The organism is Streptomyces bacillaris (assembly GCF_003268675.1).
Taxonomy (GTDB): domain Bacteria; phylum Actinomycetota; class Actinomycetes; order Streptomycetales; family Streptomycetaceae; genus Streptomyces; species Streptomyces bacillaris.
The window spans coordinates 3,827,770-3,840,298 of sequence record NZ_CP029378.1; the positions used below are offsets into that span (position 1 = coordinate 3,827,770).

The window sequence follows — 12,529 nt, forward strand, 5'->3', positions numbered from 1 at the left end:
TGGTGGTGGCAGCAGTGTCGCGCTAAATGCTGATCTTGTCCAGCGGCGAGGTCTGGTCAGTCCCAGTCGGTGTCGGGGACGGCCTGGCCGAGGAGCGTGTCCTCGTGGGCGTCGGGCTCGTGGTCCGGGTTGTTCTGCATCATGGTCGGTCCTCTCGGTGGTGGTTAGCCGATCAGGTCGGCGGGGGCGTTCCCGTACTCGTGGGCGGGAAGATCAGGGCGCATGGTGCGGAGGCGGCTGGTGGTGATCTCGCGGTTGTGGGTCGAGGTGGCGGCGAACTGTGTGCCGCACCGGGGGCATCGGGGTGCCTGGGGGGCGGGCACGGTGCGGCTGCAGTGCCCGCACAGGGACAGGGCTCGGTTGATGAACAGGACGGTGCGCCGGGTGCTGTTGGCGGTCAGCTGGCAGGGGCAGGGCTCGGTGTAGGGGCGGCCGTCGGCGTACGTGGGCGGGATGGCGCGGGCCCATTGGGCTCCGTCGCAGACCCTGCGGGTGTGGCAGGGGCAGGCCGGGCAGTCCTCCATGCCGACCGGCTCGTACACCGGGCCGAACGGTTCGTAGAAGTAGCCGTCATCGTCCATCGCGTCATCGTGCCTTCTGGGTGGGCCTGGGCGCAGCCGAACTGGGCGGCCTCTGGGCGGCCTTGGTCTGCTCGTTGCGGCGGCGCAGGGCCTCGAGGCTGATGGTCTTCTCCAGTGCCATGCGGTGCTCCTCAGTGGGTGTGGTGGATGTGGTGGCGGTGGGGGTTGGCGGGGTCCTGGACGACCTGGAAGGGGGGCGGGGTGGTGTTGTGGTCGTTGTTGTTGTTGCTCTGACCTGCGGCAACATCGCCAACAACAGGGGGCGCGGCAGGGGTTGGGGGAGGGGTGGGAAGTCCCTCCGGTGCACCCCTTCGCGGCCCCCCAGCGGGGGCACCCGTACGCCCGCCCGTACGCGGATGCCGTGGCGGGTGAGAAGGGCCCGGACGTGGCCGGTCTTCCAGGGGGTGGCAGGGAGGCCCATCAGAGGGGTGGTGGTGAGGGTCTCTGCGAGGTGGGCGAGGTGGACGCCGGAGCCCTCGGTGTAGGCCCGTGAAGGAGGACGGCGACGTGCTCGAGGGGCAGCAGTTCGGAGGGGTGGCGGGTGTCCGCCGGGGGCTCCTCGACCGGCTCCTGCTCCTGGCCGTCGCCGTCGTCGGCGGGCTTCTCCGGGGCGGGCTTCTTCTCCTCCTCGGGGGGCATGGTGGCGAGGTAGCCGAGGGCGAGCGCGGTGATGGTCCACAGGACGGCGGCCGCGATGGCGATGCGGGTGGTCCAGGGCAGCCCGTAGATGAACCCGATGGCGAGGCCGACGCACAGGATGCGGAGGGCGGGCGAGCTCTCCGGGCGGGGCGTCTTCCTCTTCCCGGTCTTCTCCGGAGGGCTCTCCTGCTGCTCCCCTGTCTCGGCTTGGGCCTGCTCGTCGGGCGCGGCCGGGGGCTGCGGGTCGGGGGGCTTGGTGGGGGTGGTGCAGAGGATGAGGTCGATGGTGCGGCGGCTGAGGTCGGACCAGCCGAGCCAGAGGGCGGTCCAGAAGCGGATCCAGGCGTCCACGTCAGCCTCCGATCATCATCAGGGCGGCGGCGGCGAGCTGGCTGGGGACGGCCCAGAGGGTGCCGTCTCCGGTCGCGGGCCAGACGAACGCGGCGAGCAGCGCGAGGGCGGCGGCCCGTACGGGGGTGAGGGGCGCGGCGAGCATGAAGATCAGGAGGAGGAGGGCGACGGCGCCGATCCCGACGTGTCCGAAGGGGCCGTCGGAGCCGACGCCGAAGCCGGTCAGGCCCTGGCCGACGACCTTCTCGGCGTTGGCCCAGATCTTCCCGGCGGCGACGTAGGAGGTCCCGGCGAGGAACGCGACGGTACCGGCTCGCCCGGTGGTGAGCTTGATGCGGCCGCGGCCCCGTACGCCGAGGACCAGCAGGACGGTGAGGGCGAGGGCGATGCCGCCGGCGCCGAGGGAGCCGAGGACGGCTCCGCCGCTGGAGGGTGCTGCGATGACGTGCATGTTCGGGGGGTCCTTAGAGGGTGCCGGGGGCGTGGAGGGCCAGGGCGAGGGCGGCGGAGCAGACGGGGATGCGAGCGGCCCAGACCATGACGGGGCGTAGCGCGGGGGGCATGTAGGGCAGGCCGGGGAGGTAGCTGGCGACGATGTAGGTGACCAGTCCCATGGCGATACCGACGCCGGGGGCGGCGGGGCCGGTGTCGGCCAGGAGGTCGCGCATGAGGGCGACGAGGCCGGTGACCCAGCCGACGGCGGCGGCTGCGGCGTGGTAGGCGAGCCAGATCCTGCGGCGGTGGAGGCGTTCGGCGGCGGCCTCGGCGGCCGGGTCGGGGGCGGTCCACGGGGGTGCGGCGGGCTGGGGCTGGTGGACGGTGACGTAGAGGCCGGGGGCCATCTCCGTCTCGGCCGGGGCGGGCGGCTCGGGGGTGCGGCGGGGCGTGCCGAAGGGGCCGGGGGCCAGGTGCCACCACGGGCGCCGCTCCTCCCCCTGCTCCTGGTCGTCGTCCTGGCCGTCGTCCTGGTCCAGGTCGGGATCGGGGCTGGCGGGGGTGGTGGCTGGGGGGACGTAGCGGACCTGGACGAGGGGATCCGGCTCTGCCTCGGGTACGGCGGGGCCGTCGATCCGGTCGCGCAGCCAGGCCTTGATCGTGCTCTCATCGTCGCTCATGCGGTCTTCCGCTCCATCCGGAGAATCCGGAGGACGCTCTCCTCCTTGGCGTTCGCGTTGGCCACCTGGCGGACGTAGCTGAGGACCTTTTCCGGATCGGAGATGCCGCAGGAGAGCGCCATCCGGACGGCATCCGCCATGGTCATGGGGCCGGTCAGTGCCGGTTCCGGAGTGGCCTCCGGAGACTCCTCGTTGTCTTCCGGAGGTTCCGGAATCTCTCCGGAAGGCGTTCCGGAGGTTCCGGAGATCGCGGCTTGCTCTGCGGTGACGGCTTGCTCGGCGCGGGTCAGTTCGCGGCGTACGGACACCATGGCAAGGCGGCCGCCGGCCTTCGCGCGCTCGGCGTCGACCCATTGCTGGGTGCGGGCGTCGAGGGGCTTGGCGTGGTGACGGAGCACGACGGTCCACAGGGCCTTCGCGAGGCCGGACACGGCGGCGGCGACGCAGCCGATGGCGAACTGGCCGCTGATCCAGCCGTGGGTGCCGACCGCGCCCATGGCGATGCCGAGCGCTACGTAGCCGACGCGGGGCAGGGCGGCGCGGTCCTGGTCGTAGCGGGCGAGCCACTCTAGGGCCATGCATGTGAGCCAGGCGAGGTCGAAGACGACGGCGGCGGCGTATGCGGCGGCGGTGAGCGGGACGACGAGGTCGAGGAGGCTGCCGATGCTGGCGGTGGACCAGAGGATGCTGGCGACGCCGATGACGGCGGCGGCCGCGGTGACGCCGGTCAGGACGATGCGGTCCCAGTCGCGCGGCGGGAGCGGCAGCTCTTCCTTGTAGCGGTCGAGGACGAGGTGGGTGGTGCCGTCGATGGTGTGCGGGACGAGGCGGGAGCGCTCGACGGTGCGAGTGCGGGGCATGGGGTCTCCGGGAGCGAAGGCCGGCCGGGCGCGTGCTGGTGCGCCCGGCCGGGCGGTTCAGCGGGTTGCGCGGGTGGTGGCGGCGGCGTTGCCCGCGGTGCGGGCGGAGCCGAGCTGGGTGCGGGTCTCCCCGGTGGAGGGGAGCGGGGCGCGGCGGGCGGCGGACAGACCGGCCTGGTAGCGGCGGGCGGCGTCGGCGGGGCTGATCTCCCCGGCGGGGCGGGCCATCAGTCGCGGGCCTGGGCGAGGAGGCGCATGCCGTACTCGGCGCGGGTGATGTCGGTGGGGGGCGAGTCGAGGCGCGGCATGTGGCGCAGCAGGAGGGCGGTGGTGGTTACGGCCTGCGCGGTGCCGAAGCCGTAGAGGGTGGCGGCGGTGCGTCCGGCGTAGGCGAGGCGGGTGACCTCCCGCATGGTCTGGCCGGGGTTGACGGTGCGCAGCGTGTGGCCGATCTCGGTCAGCAGGCGGCGGGTCCGTACGTCGGGGGCGGGGCGGTGTAATGCCTGGATGGCGCGGATACCATCGCGCATGGTCGTCTCCTGGGCTCATCAGGGGGTGACCGGCCCCGGTCACATGGCGTTCCAGCGCCGACCGGGGCCGTTCTGTTGGCGAGTACGACCGTAGCGAGAAGTGTGGACATTGTCCACACTTCTCGGAGAGGATGACCCCATGCCCGAACCTCCCGAAGGGCCAGAACAGGAGCCGGAGACCATGACCATCCCGAAACTGGCCGAACGTGTCGGACGCAGCCGCACCCTGATCCACCGGCTGGCGACCACCCCGGCCGAGGGCTGGCCGGCCCCCGTCTTCCGCCCCGGCAGCAGCAGGCCGGAGTACGACGTCGCCTGGTTCGACGCCTACTGGGAGCAGCGGCAGGCCGGCATCACCCAGGGCCGACGGAACGACCTGAGCGCGCCCGACGAGGGCTGACCGCCGTACGAAGCTGCGCCCCCCGCCCATGGGAGTTGGGCAGGGGGCGCAGCGCTGTGAAGCAGCGTACGAGTCAGGCCGCAGCGAGGCGTTCGCGGGCGGTGGTTGCGTAGCTGGGCGAGGCCTCGATGCCGACGAACCGCCGGCCCTCGGCCAGTGCCGCGACCCCGGTAGTCCCGGACCCGGCGAACGGATCCAGGACCAGCCCGCCGGGGGGCGCGATCTGCACCAGCTGCCGCATGATCGATTCCGGTTTCTGGGTGATGTGGACCCGGGTGCGGCCGCGGGGCTGGGAGCCCTCCAGCCAGCCGGGCAGGTAGATCGTGGGGGCGTGGCGCAGCGGGTCGCCGCGGCTGCCCCACAGGACGTACTCGCACTCGCGACGGAACCCGTTCGGCGTCGGCCTCGAGATGGGCTTGCGCCACGGGATGATGCCGCGCCAGGTGTAGCCGCCGGCCTGCAGGGCGTCGGACGTGGCGGGCAGCTGCGCCCAGTCGGTGAACACGAGGGCGCTCCCGCCGGGTCTGGTGCGGGCGTAGGCCGCGGCGAGGATCTGCCCCAGCCAGTAGGTGTAGCTGCGCTGGTCGCGGGTGTCCCCGTCGAAGTCGGGGAGTGAGTGCTGGGCGTCGCCGGTGACGTACTTGTCGCGGGCGCCTTGGGAGCGCCGCTCGGCGTTGGTGCGGCCGCCGGAGTTGTACGGCGGGTCGCAGATCACGGCGTCCACCGGCTCGGTCAGGGTCGGCAGGAGGGTAAGGGCGTCGCCCTGGTGAACGGTCCAGCTCATCGGTGCTCCAAAGTCGTCGGGTGGTCCGTATCGATCATCGATTCGAACGGACGTTCGCGTCTTTACGGTGCACCGGAGTCAGGCGGCGGTGGGGCCGTGGGTGTCGAGGGTGAGGAGGACGGTGGTGGCGAGCTGGCGCATGGTGGTGGTGCGGTGGGCGACGTACTCGGCGGGGGTGAGCCGGGCCGGGCAGAGTGTGCAGGTGATGTGCAGCTCGTCGTCGCGCTCGACGAGCGACCATCCGGAGCAGCCCGGGCACGGGGCGTCCAGCGCCCGGGTCTCCGGGCGGTAGTGGTTGAGCCCCCGGAGGCGGTGGATCAGGCCCTCCAGTTCGGTGTGCAGGGTGGCGGCGTACGGGCGGGTCGCGGTGTAGGGGAGGTATCGCTCGTGCCAGGTGCACCAGGCGGCCAGGCCGGTGCCGGTGCGCGGCCAGGCGGTCGCGGGACGGGCCTGGGCGATGTGGGCGGTGCCGTGGGCGTCTCGGTAGGCGGTGGGGACGTCGGAGGCGATGTAGTGCGCCCACCCCGAAAGGAACGCCCCGATCGGAACGCCTCCGGTCTGGTCGCCGTGCGGGTCCACCACCGTGTGAGCCTGGCCGGGGCCCAGGAGGTCCAGGACGTCGAGGCGTACGGGGATGGGGGCGTGGGCGCGGCCGGTGGAGCCGCGGCGGGCCGGGCCGGTGTCGGGGTGGAGCAGGGTCCGGAGCAGCACCACCTGGTGGGGCAGCTCCCTGAGCCAGGCCAGGTGGGTGTGCTGGCAGGCCTCGCACAGGTAGTGGTCGGCGGGGGCGTGGCCGTGGCAGGCCTCGCAGGTGGTGTCCATGGTGCGCTCCGGGCGGTGCGGGGTGTTCAGAGGAGGGGGCCGGCGGGGACGTCGTCGATCGGGCGGCCGTTGATGTGGGCGGGCAGGAGGGGCCGCTGCGGCACGGGCAGCCGGACCGGCCGGGCGGGGCGGGCCTGGCGGGTGTTGCGGGCGCAGACCGGGCCGATGCCCAGGCGCAGTGAGGTCTGGCCGGTCAGGCGGCGCCCGCACACGGCGCAGCGGCGTACGTCAGGCATCGGGCATCACCCGGATGTCCGCCAGGGGCACGCGCTGGCCGAGCTGGGTGTGCAGGGACCGCAACCGGGCGACGGCCTGCCCGTCACGGCGGCGCAGCCGCTTGCGAGCCTCGGTCGTCAGGCCGTACCAGCATGTGCGGCACAGGTACAGGCCGCTTTCCTTCGGTTCGGTGCGGCAGCTGGGGCAGGACGTCATCGTGTGGTCTCCTCGGCGCGCCTCGTTCGTGGTGGGCGGCTGCTCCCCCTCGGGGACGGTCTGCCACCAGCGGGTTCCGTGCTCGTCGGCGTGGCTGCCCTGGTGGTGCGGGCGCAGGACGCACTCGGTGGGCGGAGTGTGCTCGCTGAAGGGGGGCTTCGGATGTCCGCAGTGCTCGGCTGGGACGTCGGTGGGCCATTCGATGTGGGCGCCGTGGTAGCTGTGGGCGAGCAGGAGGTCGAGGGTGCGGGCGCCGGAGCAAATCCCCCAGTCCGGGTCATCCATGACGACGGCGCGGCCGTTGGGGAACACGGCGCCATCGAGGGGCTCACCGTTGCGCTGGATCAGGCGGAAGGGACGGGCGAAGACGGCGGTCACGGGCCTACCACCACGGTGCACACGCCGGACAGGCACAGGCTCTGTCCCTCGCTGACGTAGTGGACGTGCTCGCCCTCGGCGGCGAGGTCCTCGGCGGCCGTACGGGCCGGGCTGGGCTGGGTGTTCATCGGGTCGGAGTTCCCTTCGTGAGGTGTCGTACGGGCGGGACGGGCCGGGGCCGGTAGGCGTGGCCGGGGCAGCGGTCGGGGCCGGTCTGCCACCCGGCCCGTACGGCGGTCGCGTACGCCTCGCCCTGGTCGGTGCTCCCGGTCGGCAGGTACGCGGCGCACCCCCCGTACGGGCCGAGGGGGGCGTCGCAGCGGATGGTCAGGGTGAGGCTCACCGCTGCTGCACCCCGGCCCCGGTGCACGTGGGGTGGTGCTCCCGCCAGGCGGCCAGGACGGCGGTCGGGATCTGGCCTCGGTCCGGGACGGTCAGGCCCTTGCCGCGGGCCCAGGTACGGACGGTCGCCGGGTCGTAGTCCCGGGCGGGCTTGCGCCGGGGAGCGAGCCGGGCCTTACGGGCACGGATCTCGGCCAGGCGCTCTTCCAGCTCGGCCTCCTCCGCCGTGACCCGGGCCAGCTCCTGTTCCTCGTGGTGGCGGGTGCGCAGGGTGCCGAGCGCGTCGTGGGCCTGGGCGGCCAGGCGCTGAATGCTCTTGTCGGTGTGGGCGTGTGCCCAGGCGATCAGGGCCCCCACGGTGAGCGGCACGTCGGCCGGGGGCTGGGGTACGGGCGGGGTGGTCATCGTGGTGTCCTTCGCGGAGAAGCGGATACGGGGCAGGCGGGGGCCGGGTGGCGGGGGATGCCGGGCGTCTCCTCATCGATGAGGGCCTGGAGCGCGGCGACCGTCACGGGCCCTCGCCCGTGGCCCGGTCGCGGAGTTCGGTGGTGGTACCGCACGTCCAGCCGGCCAGGCCGTCCAGGAGGGCCTGGCGGTGCGCGGCGGCGTCCTGATCGGGGTGGGGGCAGGGGCCCGGGCGGCGGCCGCCGTACGTTCCGGTGGGCCACTCCTCATCGAGGAGCGCGCGCGTGTCCCGGGCAGCGGCCACCGTCGGGTTCACCGCTGCCACGGCACCGGCCTCACGCCCGACACCTGCCGCTGCCCACCACCGCTGCTGCGCCTGGGCGGCGGGGAGGGGCAGGTGGCGTGGTGGGGCATCGCCCGCCACTCGCCCGGCTTGATGTCCGGGCGGGCCGCGGTGACCGTACGGACGTAGAGGACCCCGTCCGGACCCTGCATCACCGCGACGTTGCCCTCCTCGTCCGGCTCGGCGTTCACGGGCTGCCTGCGCCCGTTGGCCGTGGTGAGGCACCACACGATCGGGGCGCGGCAGCGGCGGCAGTGCGTCAGGTGGCGGGGCGCGGGCTTCATCCGGTGGTCCTTCCGTCGTGCTCGGGATCGATCAGGTGGGGCAGGACCAGCGCCCTGCCGTAGAGGCGGATCGCGGCCGGGGCGCCGTGCTCGACGAGCGCCTGGCGGACGGCCTCCGGGGTGGCCGCCGCGCGCAGCTGCTCCCGTACGTCCGGCCCGGGCGGCTCGGGCCCGGGCTCCGGCGGGGGCGGCCAGGGCAACCACCGCACCGGCGGCCTGGGCCGGGCGGGCGGTTCGGGCCGGGGCTCTACCACCGTCCGCCGCTGCGCCCCGGTCGCCTCCTCGGCGGCGATCTCCTGGGCGGTGGCGGCGATGTTGGCGCACAGGTGGCAGCGTTCGCCGGTGGACCAGGTGGTGCCGGACTCGCAGGAGGGCAGGCGGCATCCGTGCCGGACGAGTCCGGCGCCGAGGATCCACCGGCCGACCTCTCCGCGGTGGGCGTGCTCGGCGGCGGGGCCGTGGGCGGTGAGGCGGGAGAAGCGGGCGGTCAGCCGTGCCGTGAGGCGCTCGGTGCCGACGCCTGCGGAGAGCTGCCGGCCGATCTCCTGCCCGATCCGCCGCAGCACGTACGGGCTGATGCGCTCGAGTTCGTGGCGTACGGGCTCGAGGACCTGCCACACCCTCGGGGAGAGCTGGAGGCCCGGCCCGCGGTACGAACCGGCCGCCGCCTTGTTGCTGCGCTTTTCGCCGTGACCGGTCGCGCTACTACCCGCATCTCGCCTACGGCGGATCCCCCCACAACCCTCGCTCGTCAACGGTCGGTCAGTCGTACGGTCTTCCTCAGTCGCGGGGGATCCGTCAGCTGTGCGGGGAGCCGATCCGTCATGTATGTCAGGGGCCGCGGTGGCCCGGGCGGCGGGCGCCGGGGGCTCGGCCGGGGCGGTGTCGGGGTCGTCGAGGACGGGGTGCAGCGGGCGCGGGTGGGCCTCGTAGGCGTGGCGGCCGCGCGGCCCCTGGCGGCGGTGGATGGTGACCCACCCGGAGCCCTCCAGGTCGTCCAGAAGGCGCATCACCTGCCGCTCGCCCAGCGGCTCACCCGCGCTGTCGCCGTACTGGTGGCGCACGACGGCGCGCAGCTCCGCGAGGGAGAGCGGCATGCGGCGGATCTGGGCGTAGGCGATGACCGCGTACAGGCGCAGCTGGCGGGGCGGAAGGGACGTGGCGGCAGGGGCGGGGACCCACACGAACAGCTCGCCCTCCTCGGCCGGGCGTACCCAGCGCTCGGCGGACTCGCCCTCGCCGTCGCGGGAGGTACGGCGCCGGGTGATGACCTCGGCTATCCCGTCGCTGCCGGCGGTCGTGAGCTGAGTCAGGGCCCGCTCGACCTCGGACACGGACAGACCGAGGTAGGCCGCGATCGTGGTGACCTTCGCGCGGCAGTTTTCCGGGCGCATGGCCAGGGCTGCGATCTTGATGTAGACGCTCAGGGCCGAATCCCGGTACTGAGCACCTACAACCAGGCGCAGGGGCACACGAACACGCAGGCCGCCGCCGCTGCGCGGGCGTGCCCCGGTGGCCGCGCGGGGCGGCTGGGGGCACGGCGCAGCCGCAGCATGTGCTGCGGTGCGCGGCGCGGCGACGGCGGACAACTCGTGCTCCAGGGTGGGGTGTTACGGGGTGGGCTGGTCGGTCTTGGCGGAGGCGGTGCGGGCCGCGCGCAGGGTGGCGATGGCGTGGCGAGGGACGTGGGGCTGCAGGGTGGTGCGGCCGGGGGTGGGCTCGGCGGTGGAGACCCAGCCGCGGGACTCCAGGACCCGCAGCGCGATGAGGACCTGGCCCACGGTCAGGCCGGTGTCGGTGGCCAGGCGGTGCAGGCCGGGCTGCCGGTCGTCCCGGATCACACCGGTCTCGCCGTTGGCGTACGTACCGATGACGAGGGCCAGGAGGCGAGGGTGGGGAGTCATCCCGGACTGGCGGATGGCTTGTGTGTAGGCCGGGCGGAACCGCCACGTGCCGAGTTCGACAGGGGCCATCAGGCCGGCCATCCGGCGCGCCGCCCGGGCCTTCGCGGCAGGGGTGGCGAGTTGGGCGGGCGACGGGCGGGGGTCGGAGATCGTCACGGCTGCTCCTGTTCGTCGAGGTCGGGCTGGTTGTCGGGGTGGTTGAGGTAGGAGCCGGGCGGCCAGCCCGGGCCCGGCGGGGGCTCGGGCAGGCCGCGCAGCGCGGAGGGGGTGTGGAGGTTGCACTTCCAGCCGGTCACGTACCGGCGGGCGTAGGCCAGGCCGTGCGGGAAGCCAACGTCCCCGCACGGCGGCGGCCGCCGCCTCACGAGGCCGAGGTGTTGATGTGGCCGCAGTGGGTGCAGCGCAGACCGGCCGAGGTGACGTCGTGCGGCCACTCCATGTGCCCGCACCGCGGCCGGTCGCAGCGCGCCCACATCCGCCGCTCGGTGTCCCGGGCGGCCGGCCCCGGGGCGGGGGCCGGGGGGCGGCGGCGGGGCAGGAGCCGGGAGGCCCAGGGGAGGACGACGGCCAGGACCACGGAGCAGAACCCGACGAGCAGCCACTCAGACATCGGCCCGCTCCTGACGGGCGGCGACCAGGCGGCGGGCGGCGGCGGTCAGGCGCAGCTCCGCGAGGGCGACTCCGTACGCGGCGCACTGCCCCGAGCACCACACCCGGTCCGGCTCCCGCGACCCGTACACACCGGCCCGCGTCCACCCCGCCAGCGCCGGGTCGGCCTCGTCCAGGGCGTCGGCCTTCGTGCCGCACCGGGGGGTGCGGCACTGGCCGGGAGTCTCGACCGGGCGGCCGGGCTGCGGCGCCCCGTACGACCCGCCGTTCCACTCCTGCTGCGCCCTGCCGGCGCTCTTCTTGCGCGGCGCCGCCTTCCTCTTCGGCGCGGTGAACCCAGGCGCTGCCATCACGTGGTCCCTTCGGTCTTGCGGTGCTTGGCGGTGGTGGTGATGCGGTGGTCCGCGGCCCAGCCGACGGCGATGAGCACGCCGACGGCCAGGCCGAGACCGATCAGGGAGCACAGGACCCACAGGTCCCCGCTCACGGCCGGGCCCCGGAGGGGGCGAGCAGCCTCCGTAACCGGGCCGCCGCGGCGGCGATATGGGCCTCGGGGGTGAGCGCGTAGGGGACGGGCTCCTCGTCCAGCGGCACCACGTACGGCAGGCGCACGCCCAGGACGTGGGCGACCTGCTGCCACGCCTCCCACCGCCCGGCCTCCGCCGCGACCTCGGCCGGGGGGCCGGTCGTGGTCGGCGGGGCGGTAGGCAGGAGGCGGAGCAGCGCCGACTCGAGGGCCTCCAGCTCCTCTGCGGGGCTCACCGCTCCGCGTCCGGGTCGTACGTCGCCTCGGCCAGCACGGGGACGACGACGTACCCGGTGAACTGGGGCTGGCCGCCGTCCACTTCGACGGTGAGTTCCGAGAACTCCTCGTCCTCCTCGTCGCGGACCCAGTCGAAGAGGACCGTGTGCTCGGGCCCGTAGGACAGAGACTGCTCGGCCTCGGCGTGAGCCCGGGCAGCGTCCTCGGTGGTGTACGTGCCGAGCGGGATCGTCTCGTGCTCGGCCCGGTAAACGGTGCGCTCCCGGGCCTCCAGCTCCGCCAGGTCCTCGGCGGTGTGGACCAGGCCCGCCGCATGCAGAGCAGCCGCCTGGTGCGCGTACAGGGCGGAGGGGCGTTTGCCCGCAGAGTTCCAGTGCAGGGCAGCACCGGCCAGGACGTTCTGGACCAGGCGCAGCCGGTGAGCGGTGGACTCGCCCGGCTGGGTGTCCTTCCCCTCCAGGGCGTCGGTGATCCGGTCGGCCAGCGGTGCGGCAGTGCCGGTCCAGGTGTCGCGGCCGCCGTGGTGCAGCGGCTGCTCCACGGTGATCCGGGCATCGGGGCGGGCGCCGGGCAGGACACTCAGGATGGCGTCCAGAACCAGAGTGCGGATCGTCACGCCTCCACCGCCGTGGCGGCGTCGTCCGGGTCGGTGGTCCAGAGGGTGACGGTGGTCCCGTCGACCGGGACGACGACCTTGTACGTGGTGCTGCCGCCCTCGGTCTGGGTCTTGGTGACCGGGACGTCGTAGGCGGCGGCGATCTCCAGGAGCGGGGCGAGCAGCAGGTAGCCGGCCTCCCCGGCGTAGTGCGTGCGGTCCCACGTCTTCTGGCAGGTGAAGAACGGCTCGGCCGGGGACGAGGCCGAGGCGAGGACCTTCCACGTTGCGTTTGCCGCCGCCTGCACGCCGGTCTTCCAGGCGAGGGGCTTCACGGACTGGGGGGACGTGGTTTCGATAGTCTGCGTGGACACAGTTACCTCTCAGGTGCG

At 73.9% G+C, this 12,529-nt stretch carries 26 protein-coding genes; 1 reads left to right on the forward strand and 25 read right to left on the reverse strand.

Features of this window, described 5'->3' with window-relative positions; genetic code table 11:
- Positions 1–164: 164 nt before the first annotated feature.
- The 7 genes from DJ476_RS16475 to DJ476_RS16500 form a co-directional block, all read right to left on the reverse strand.
- Entirely contained in the window at positions 165–581 is a 417-nt protein-coding gene (locus tag DJ476_RS16475; protein WP_112490899.1) for a hypothetical protein, read from the reverse strand.
- Between the two features lie 420 nt (positions 582–1,001).
- The gene (locus tag DJ476_RS16480; protein WP_112490900.1) at positions 1,002–1,571 is read right to left on the reverse strand and encodes a hypothetical protein; all 570 of its coding nucleotides are present in this window, start codon (positions 1,569–1,571) and stop codon (positions 1,002–1,004) included.
- A gap of 1 nt (position 1,572) precedes the next feature.
- Positions 1,573–2,022, reverse strand: coding sequence for a hypothetical protein (locus DJ476_RS34540; protein ID WP_162638726.1), 450 nt, complete (start codon positions 2,020–2,022; stop codon positions 1,573–1,575).
- 13 nt (positions 2,023–2,035) lie between these two features.
- The gene (locus tag DJ476_RS16490) at positions 2,036–2,686 is read right to left on the reverse strand and encodes a hypothetical protein (protein WP_112490902.1); all 651 of its coding nucleotides are present in this window, start codon (positions 2,684–2,686) and stop codon (positions 2,036–2,038) included.
- Entirely contained in the window at positions 2,683–3,546 is an 864-nt protein-coding gene (locus DJ476_RS16495; RefSeq protein ID WP_112490903.1) for a protein transporter Sec31, read from the reverse strand. The genes DJ476_RS16490 and DJ476_RS16495 overlap by 4 nt, the downstream gene beginning before the upstream one ends.
- 57 nt (positions 3,547–3,603) lie before the next feature.
- On the reverse strand, positions 3,604–3,774 hold the full coding sequence (locus DJ476_RS34935) for a hypothetical protein (RefSeq protein WP_167480384.1): 171 nt from the start codon (positions 3,772–3,774) through the stop codon (positions 3,604–3,606).
- The gene (locus DJ476_RS16500) at positions 3,774–4,076 is read right to left on the reverse strand and encodes a hypothetical protein (protein ID WP_112490904.1); all 303 of its coding nucleotides are present in this window, start codon (positions 4,074–4,076) and stop codon (positions 3,774–3,776) included. Before DJ476_RS16500 ends, DJ476_RS34935 begins: the two co-directional genes overlap by 1 nt.
- 181 nt (positions 4,077–4,257) lie before the next feature.
- Here DJ476_RS16500 and DJ476_RS16505 point away from each other — a divergent pair, with 181 nt between their 5' ends.
- Entirely contained in the window at positions 4,258–4,476 is a 219-nt protein-coding gene (locus DJ476_RS16505) for a hypothetical protein (RefSeq protein ID WP_019763309.1), read from the forward strand.
- Positions 4,477–4,549: 73 nt separating this feature from the next.
- Here the strand turns inward: DJ476_RS16505 and DJ476_RS16510 are convergent, their stop codons facing one another.
- The 18 genes from DJ476_RS16510 to DJ476_RS16580 all read right to left on the reverse strand — a co-directional run bounded on the left by DJ476_RS16510 (position 4,550) and on the right by DJ476_RS16580 (position 12,511).
- Positions 4,550–5,260 (reverse strand): DNA-methyltransferase, encoded by a 711-nt coding sequence (locus DJ476_RS16510; protein WP_112490905.1) that lies wholly within the window; start codon positions 5,258–5,260, stop codon positions 4,550–4,552.
- Positions 5,261–5,338: 78 nt separating this feature from the next.
- Positions 5,339–6,082 carry a hypothetical protein gene (locus DJ476_RS16515; protein WP_112490906.1) on the reverse strand — a complete coding sequence of 248 codons (744 nt, stop codon included), beginning with the start codon at positions 6,080–6,082 and terminating at the stop codon, positions 5,339–5,341.
- Between the two features lie 26 nt (positions 6,083–6,108).
- Positions 6,109–6,318 (reverse strand): DUF6011 domain-containing protein, encoded by a 210-nt coding sequence (locus tag DJ476_RS16520; protein WP_112490907.1) that lies wholly within the window; start codon positions 6,316–6,318, stop codon positions 6,109–6,111.
- Positions 6,311–6,892: a hypothetical protein gene (locus tag DJ476_RS35615; RefSeq protein ID WP_318294713.1), complete on the reverse strand. Its 582-nt coding sequence runs from the start codon at positions 6,890–6,892 to the stop codon at positions 6,311–6,313. The genes DJ476_RS16520 and DJ476_RS35615 overlap by 8 nt, the downstream gene beginning before the upstream one ends.
- Positions 6,889–7,020 (reverse strand): hypothetical protein, encoded by a 132-nt coding sequence (locus DJ476_RS35620; RefSeq protein ID WP_318294714.1) that lies wholly within the window; start codon positions 7,018–7,020, stop codon positions 6,889–6,891. Before DJ476_RS35620 ends, DJ476_RS35615 begins: the two co-directional genes overlap by 4 nt.
- A complete protein-coding gene (locus DJ476_RS16530; protein ID WP_112490908.1) occupies positions 7,017–7,235 on the reverse strand; it encodes a hypothetical protein in 219 nt (72 codons plus the stop codon). Before DJ476_RS16530 ends, DJ476_RS35620 begins: the two co-directional genes overlap by 4 nt.
- A complete protein-coding gene (locus DJ476_RS16535) occupies positions 7,232–7,639 on the reverse strand; it encodes an Lsr2 family DNA-binding protein (protein ID WP_112490909.1) in 408 nt (135 codons plus the stop codon). Before DJ476_RS16535 ends, DJ476_RS16530 begins: the two co-directional genes overlap by 4 nt.
- A gap of 103 nt (positions 7,640–7,742) precedes the next feature.
- A complete protein-coding gene (locus DJ476_RS34545) occupies positions 7,743–7,964 on the reverse strand; it encodes a hypothetical protein (RefSeq protein ID WP_318294715.1) in 222 nt (73 codons plus the stop codon).
- Positions 7,952–8,266: a hypothetical protein gene (locus tag DJ476_RS16540; RefSeq protein WP_112490910.1), complete on the reverse strand. Its 315-nt coding sequence runs from the start codon at positions 8,264–8,266 to the stop codon at positions 7,952–7,954. The genes DJ476_RS34545 and DJ476_RS16540 overlap by 13 nt, the downstream gene beginning before the upstream one ends.
- Complete coding sequence (locus DJ476_RS16545; RefSeq protein WP_162638728.1) at positions 8,263–9,738, reverse strand: hypothetical protein; 1,476 nt, start codon at positions 9,736–9,738, stop codon at positions 8,263–8,265. Before DJ476_RS16545 ends, DJ476_RS16540 begins: the two co-directional genes overlap by 4 nt.
- A gap of 138 nt (positions 9,739–9,876) precedes the next feature.
- Positions 9,877–10,326 carry a hypothetical protein gene (locus DJ476_RS16550; RefSeq protein ID WP_112490912.1) on the reverse strand — a complete coding sequence of 150 codons (450 nt, stop codon included), beginning with the start codon at positions 10,324–10,326 and terminating at the stop codon, positions 9,877–9,879.
- Complete coding sequence (locus DJ476_RS16555; RefSeq protein WP_318294716.1) at positions 10,323–10,466, reverse strand: hypothetical protein; 144 nt, start codon at positions 10,464–10,466, stop codon at positions 10,323–10,325. Before DJ476_RS16555 ends, DJ476_RS16550 begins: the two co-directional genes overlap by 4 nt.
- Positions 10,467–10,531: 65 nt before the next feature.
- The gene (locus tag DJ476_RS16560) at positions 10,532–10,780 is read right to left on the reverse strand and encodes a hypothetical protein (protein ID WP_112490914.1); all 249 of its coding nucleotides are present in this window, start codon (positions 10,778–10,780) and stop codon (positions 10,532–10,534) included.
- The gene (locus tag DJ476_RS16565; protein ID WP_112490915.1) at positions 10,773–11,129 is read right to left on the reverse strand and encodes a hypothetical protein; all 357 of its coding nucleotides are present in this window, start codon (positions 11,127–11,129) and stop codon (positions 10,773–10,775) included. The genes DJ476_RS16560 and DJ476_RS16565 overlap by 8 nt, the downstream gene beginning before the upstream one ends.
- A complete protein-coding gene (locus DJ476_RS34550) occupies positions 11,129–11,266 on the reverse strand; it encodes a hypothetical protein (RefSeq protein WP_162638730.1) in 138 nt (45 codons plus the stop codon). The genes DJ476_RS16565 and DJ476_RS34550 overlap by 1 nt, the downstream gene beginning before the upstream one ends.
- Positions 11,263–11,541, reverse strand: coding sequence for a hypothetical protein (locus DJ476_RS16570; protein WP_112490916.1), 279 nt, complete (start codon positions 11,539–11,541; stop codon positions 11,263–11,265). The genes DJ476_RS34550 and DJ476_RS16570 overlap by 4 nt, the downstream gene beginning before the upstream one ends.
- Positions 11,538–12,158 carry a hypothetical protein gene (locus tag DJ476_RS16575; RefSeq protein WP_112490917.1) on the reverse strand — a complete coding sequence of 207 codons (621 nt, stop codon included), beginning with the start codon at positions 12,156–12,158 and terminating at the stop codon, positions 11,538–11,540. Before DJ476_RS16575 ends, DJ476_RS16570 begins: the two co-directional genes overlap by 4 nt.
- Entirely contained in the window at positions 12,155–12,511 is a 357-nt protein-coding gene (locus DJ476_RS16580; RefSeq protein ID WP_162638732.1) for a hypothetical protein, read from the reverse strand. The genes DJ476_RS16575 and DJ476_RS16580 overlap by 4 nt, the downstream gene beginning before the upstream one ends.
- Between the last annotated feature and the right edge of the window lie 18 nt (positions 12,512–12,529).

Excerpts from the sequence above, each read along its gene's own strand:
- DJ476_RS16475 (WP_112490899.1), bottom strand. The coding sequence starts at position 581 with ATGGACGATGACGGCTACTTCTACGAACCGTTCGGCCCGGTGTACGAG.
- DJ476_RS34540 (WP_162638726.1), bottom strand. The coding sequence starts at position 2,022 with ATGCACGTCATCGCAGCACCCTCCAGCGGCGGAGCCGTCCTCGGCTCC.
- DJ476_RS16490 (WP_112490902.1), bottom strand. The coding sequence starts at position 2,686 with ATGAGCGACGATGAGAGCACGATCAAGGCCTGGCTGCGCGACCGGATC.
- DJ476_RS16495 (WP_112490903.1), bottom strand. The coding sequence starts at position 3,546 with ATGCCCCGCACTCGCACCGTCGAGCGCTCCCGCCTCGTCCCGCACACC.
- DJ476_RS34935 (WP_167480384.1), bottom strand. The coding sequence starts at position 3,774 with ATGGCCCGCCCCGCCGGGGAGATCAGCCCCGCCGACGCCGCCCGCCGC.
- DJ476_RS16500 (WP_112490904.1), bottom strand. The coding sequence starts at position 4,076 with ATGCGCGATGGTATCCGCGCCATCCAGGCATTACACCGCCCCGCCCCC.
- DJ476_RS16505 (WP_019763309.1), top strand. The coding sequence starts at position 4,258 with ATGACCATCCCGAAACTGGCCGAACGTGTCGGACGCAGCCGCACCCTG.
- DJ476_RS16510 (WP_112490905.1), bottom strand. The coding sequence starts at position 5,260 with ATGAGCTGGACCGTTCACCAGGGCGACGCCCTTACCCTCCTGCCGACC.
- DJ476_RS16515 (WP_112490906.1), bottom strand. The coding sequence starts at position 6,082 with ATGGACACCACCTGCGAGGCCTGCCACGGCCACGCCCCCGCCGACCAC.
- DJ476_RS16520 (WP_112490907.1), bottom strand. The coding sequence starts at position 6,318 with ATGCCTGACGTACGCCGCTGCGCCGTGTGCGGGCGCCGCCTGACCGGC.
- DJ476_RS35620 (WP_318294714.1), bottom strand. The coding sequence starts at position 7,020 with ATGAACACCCAGCCCAGCCCGGCCCGTACGGCCGCCGAGGACCTCGCC.
- DJ476_RS16535 (WP_112490909.1), bottom strand. The coding sequence starts at position 7,639 with ATGACCACCCCGCCCGTACCCCAGCCCCCGGCCGACGTGCCGCTCACC.
- DJ476_RS16540 (WP_112490910.1), bottom strand. The coding sequence starts at position 8,266 with ATGAAGCCCGCGCCCCGCCACCTGACGCACTGCCGCCGCTGCCGCGCC.
- DJ476_RS16560 (WP_112490914.1), bottom strand. The coding sequence starts at position 10,780 with ATGTCTGAGTGGCTGCTCGTCGGGTTCTGCTCCGTGGTCCTGGCCGTC.
- DJ476_RS16565 (WP_112490915.1), bottom strand. The coding sequence starts at position 11,129 with ATGGCAGCGCCTGGGTTCACCGCGCCGAAGAGGAAGGCGGCGCCGCGC.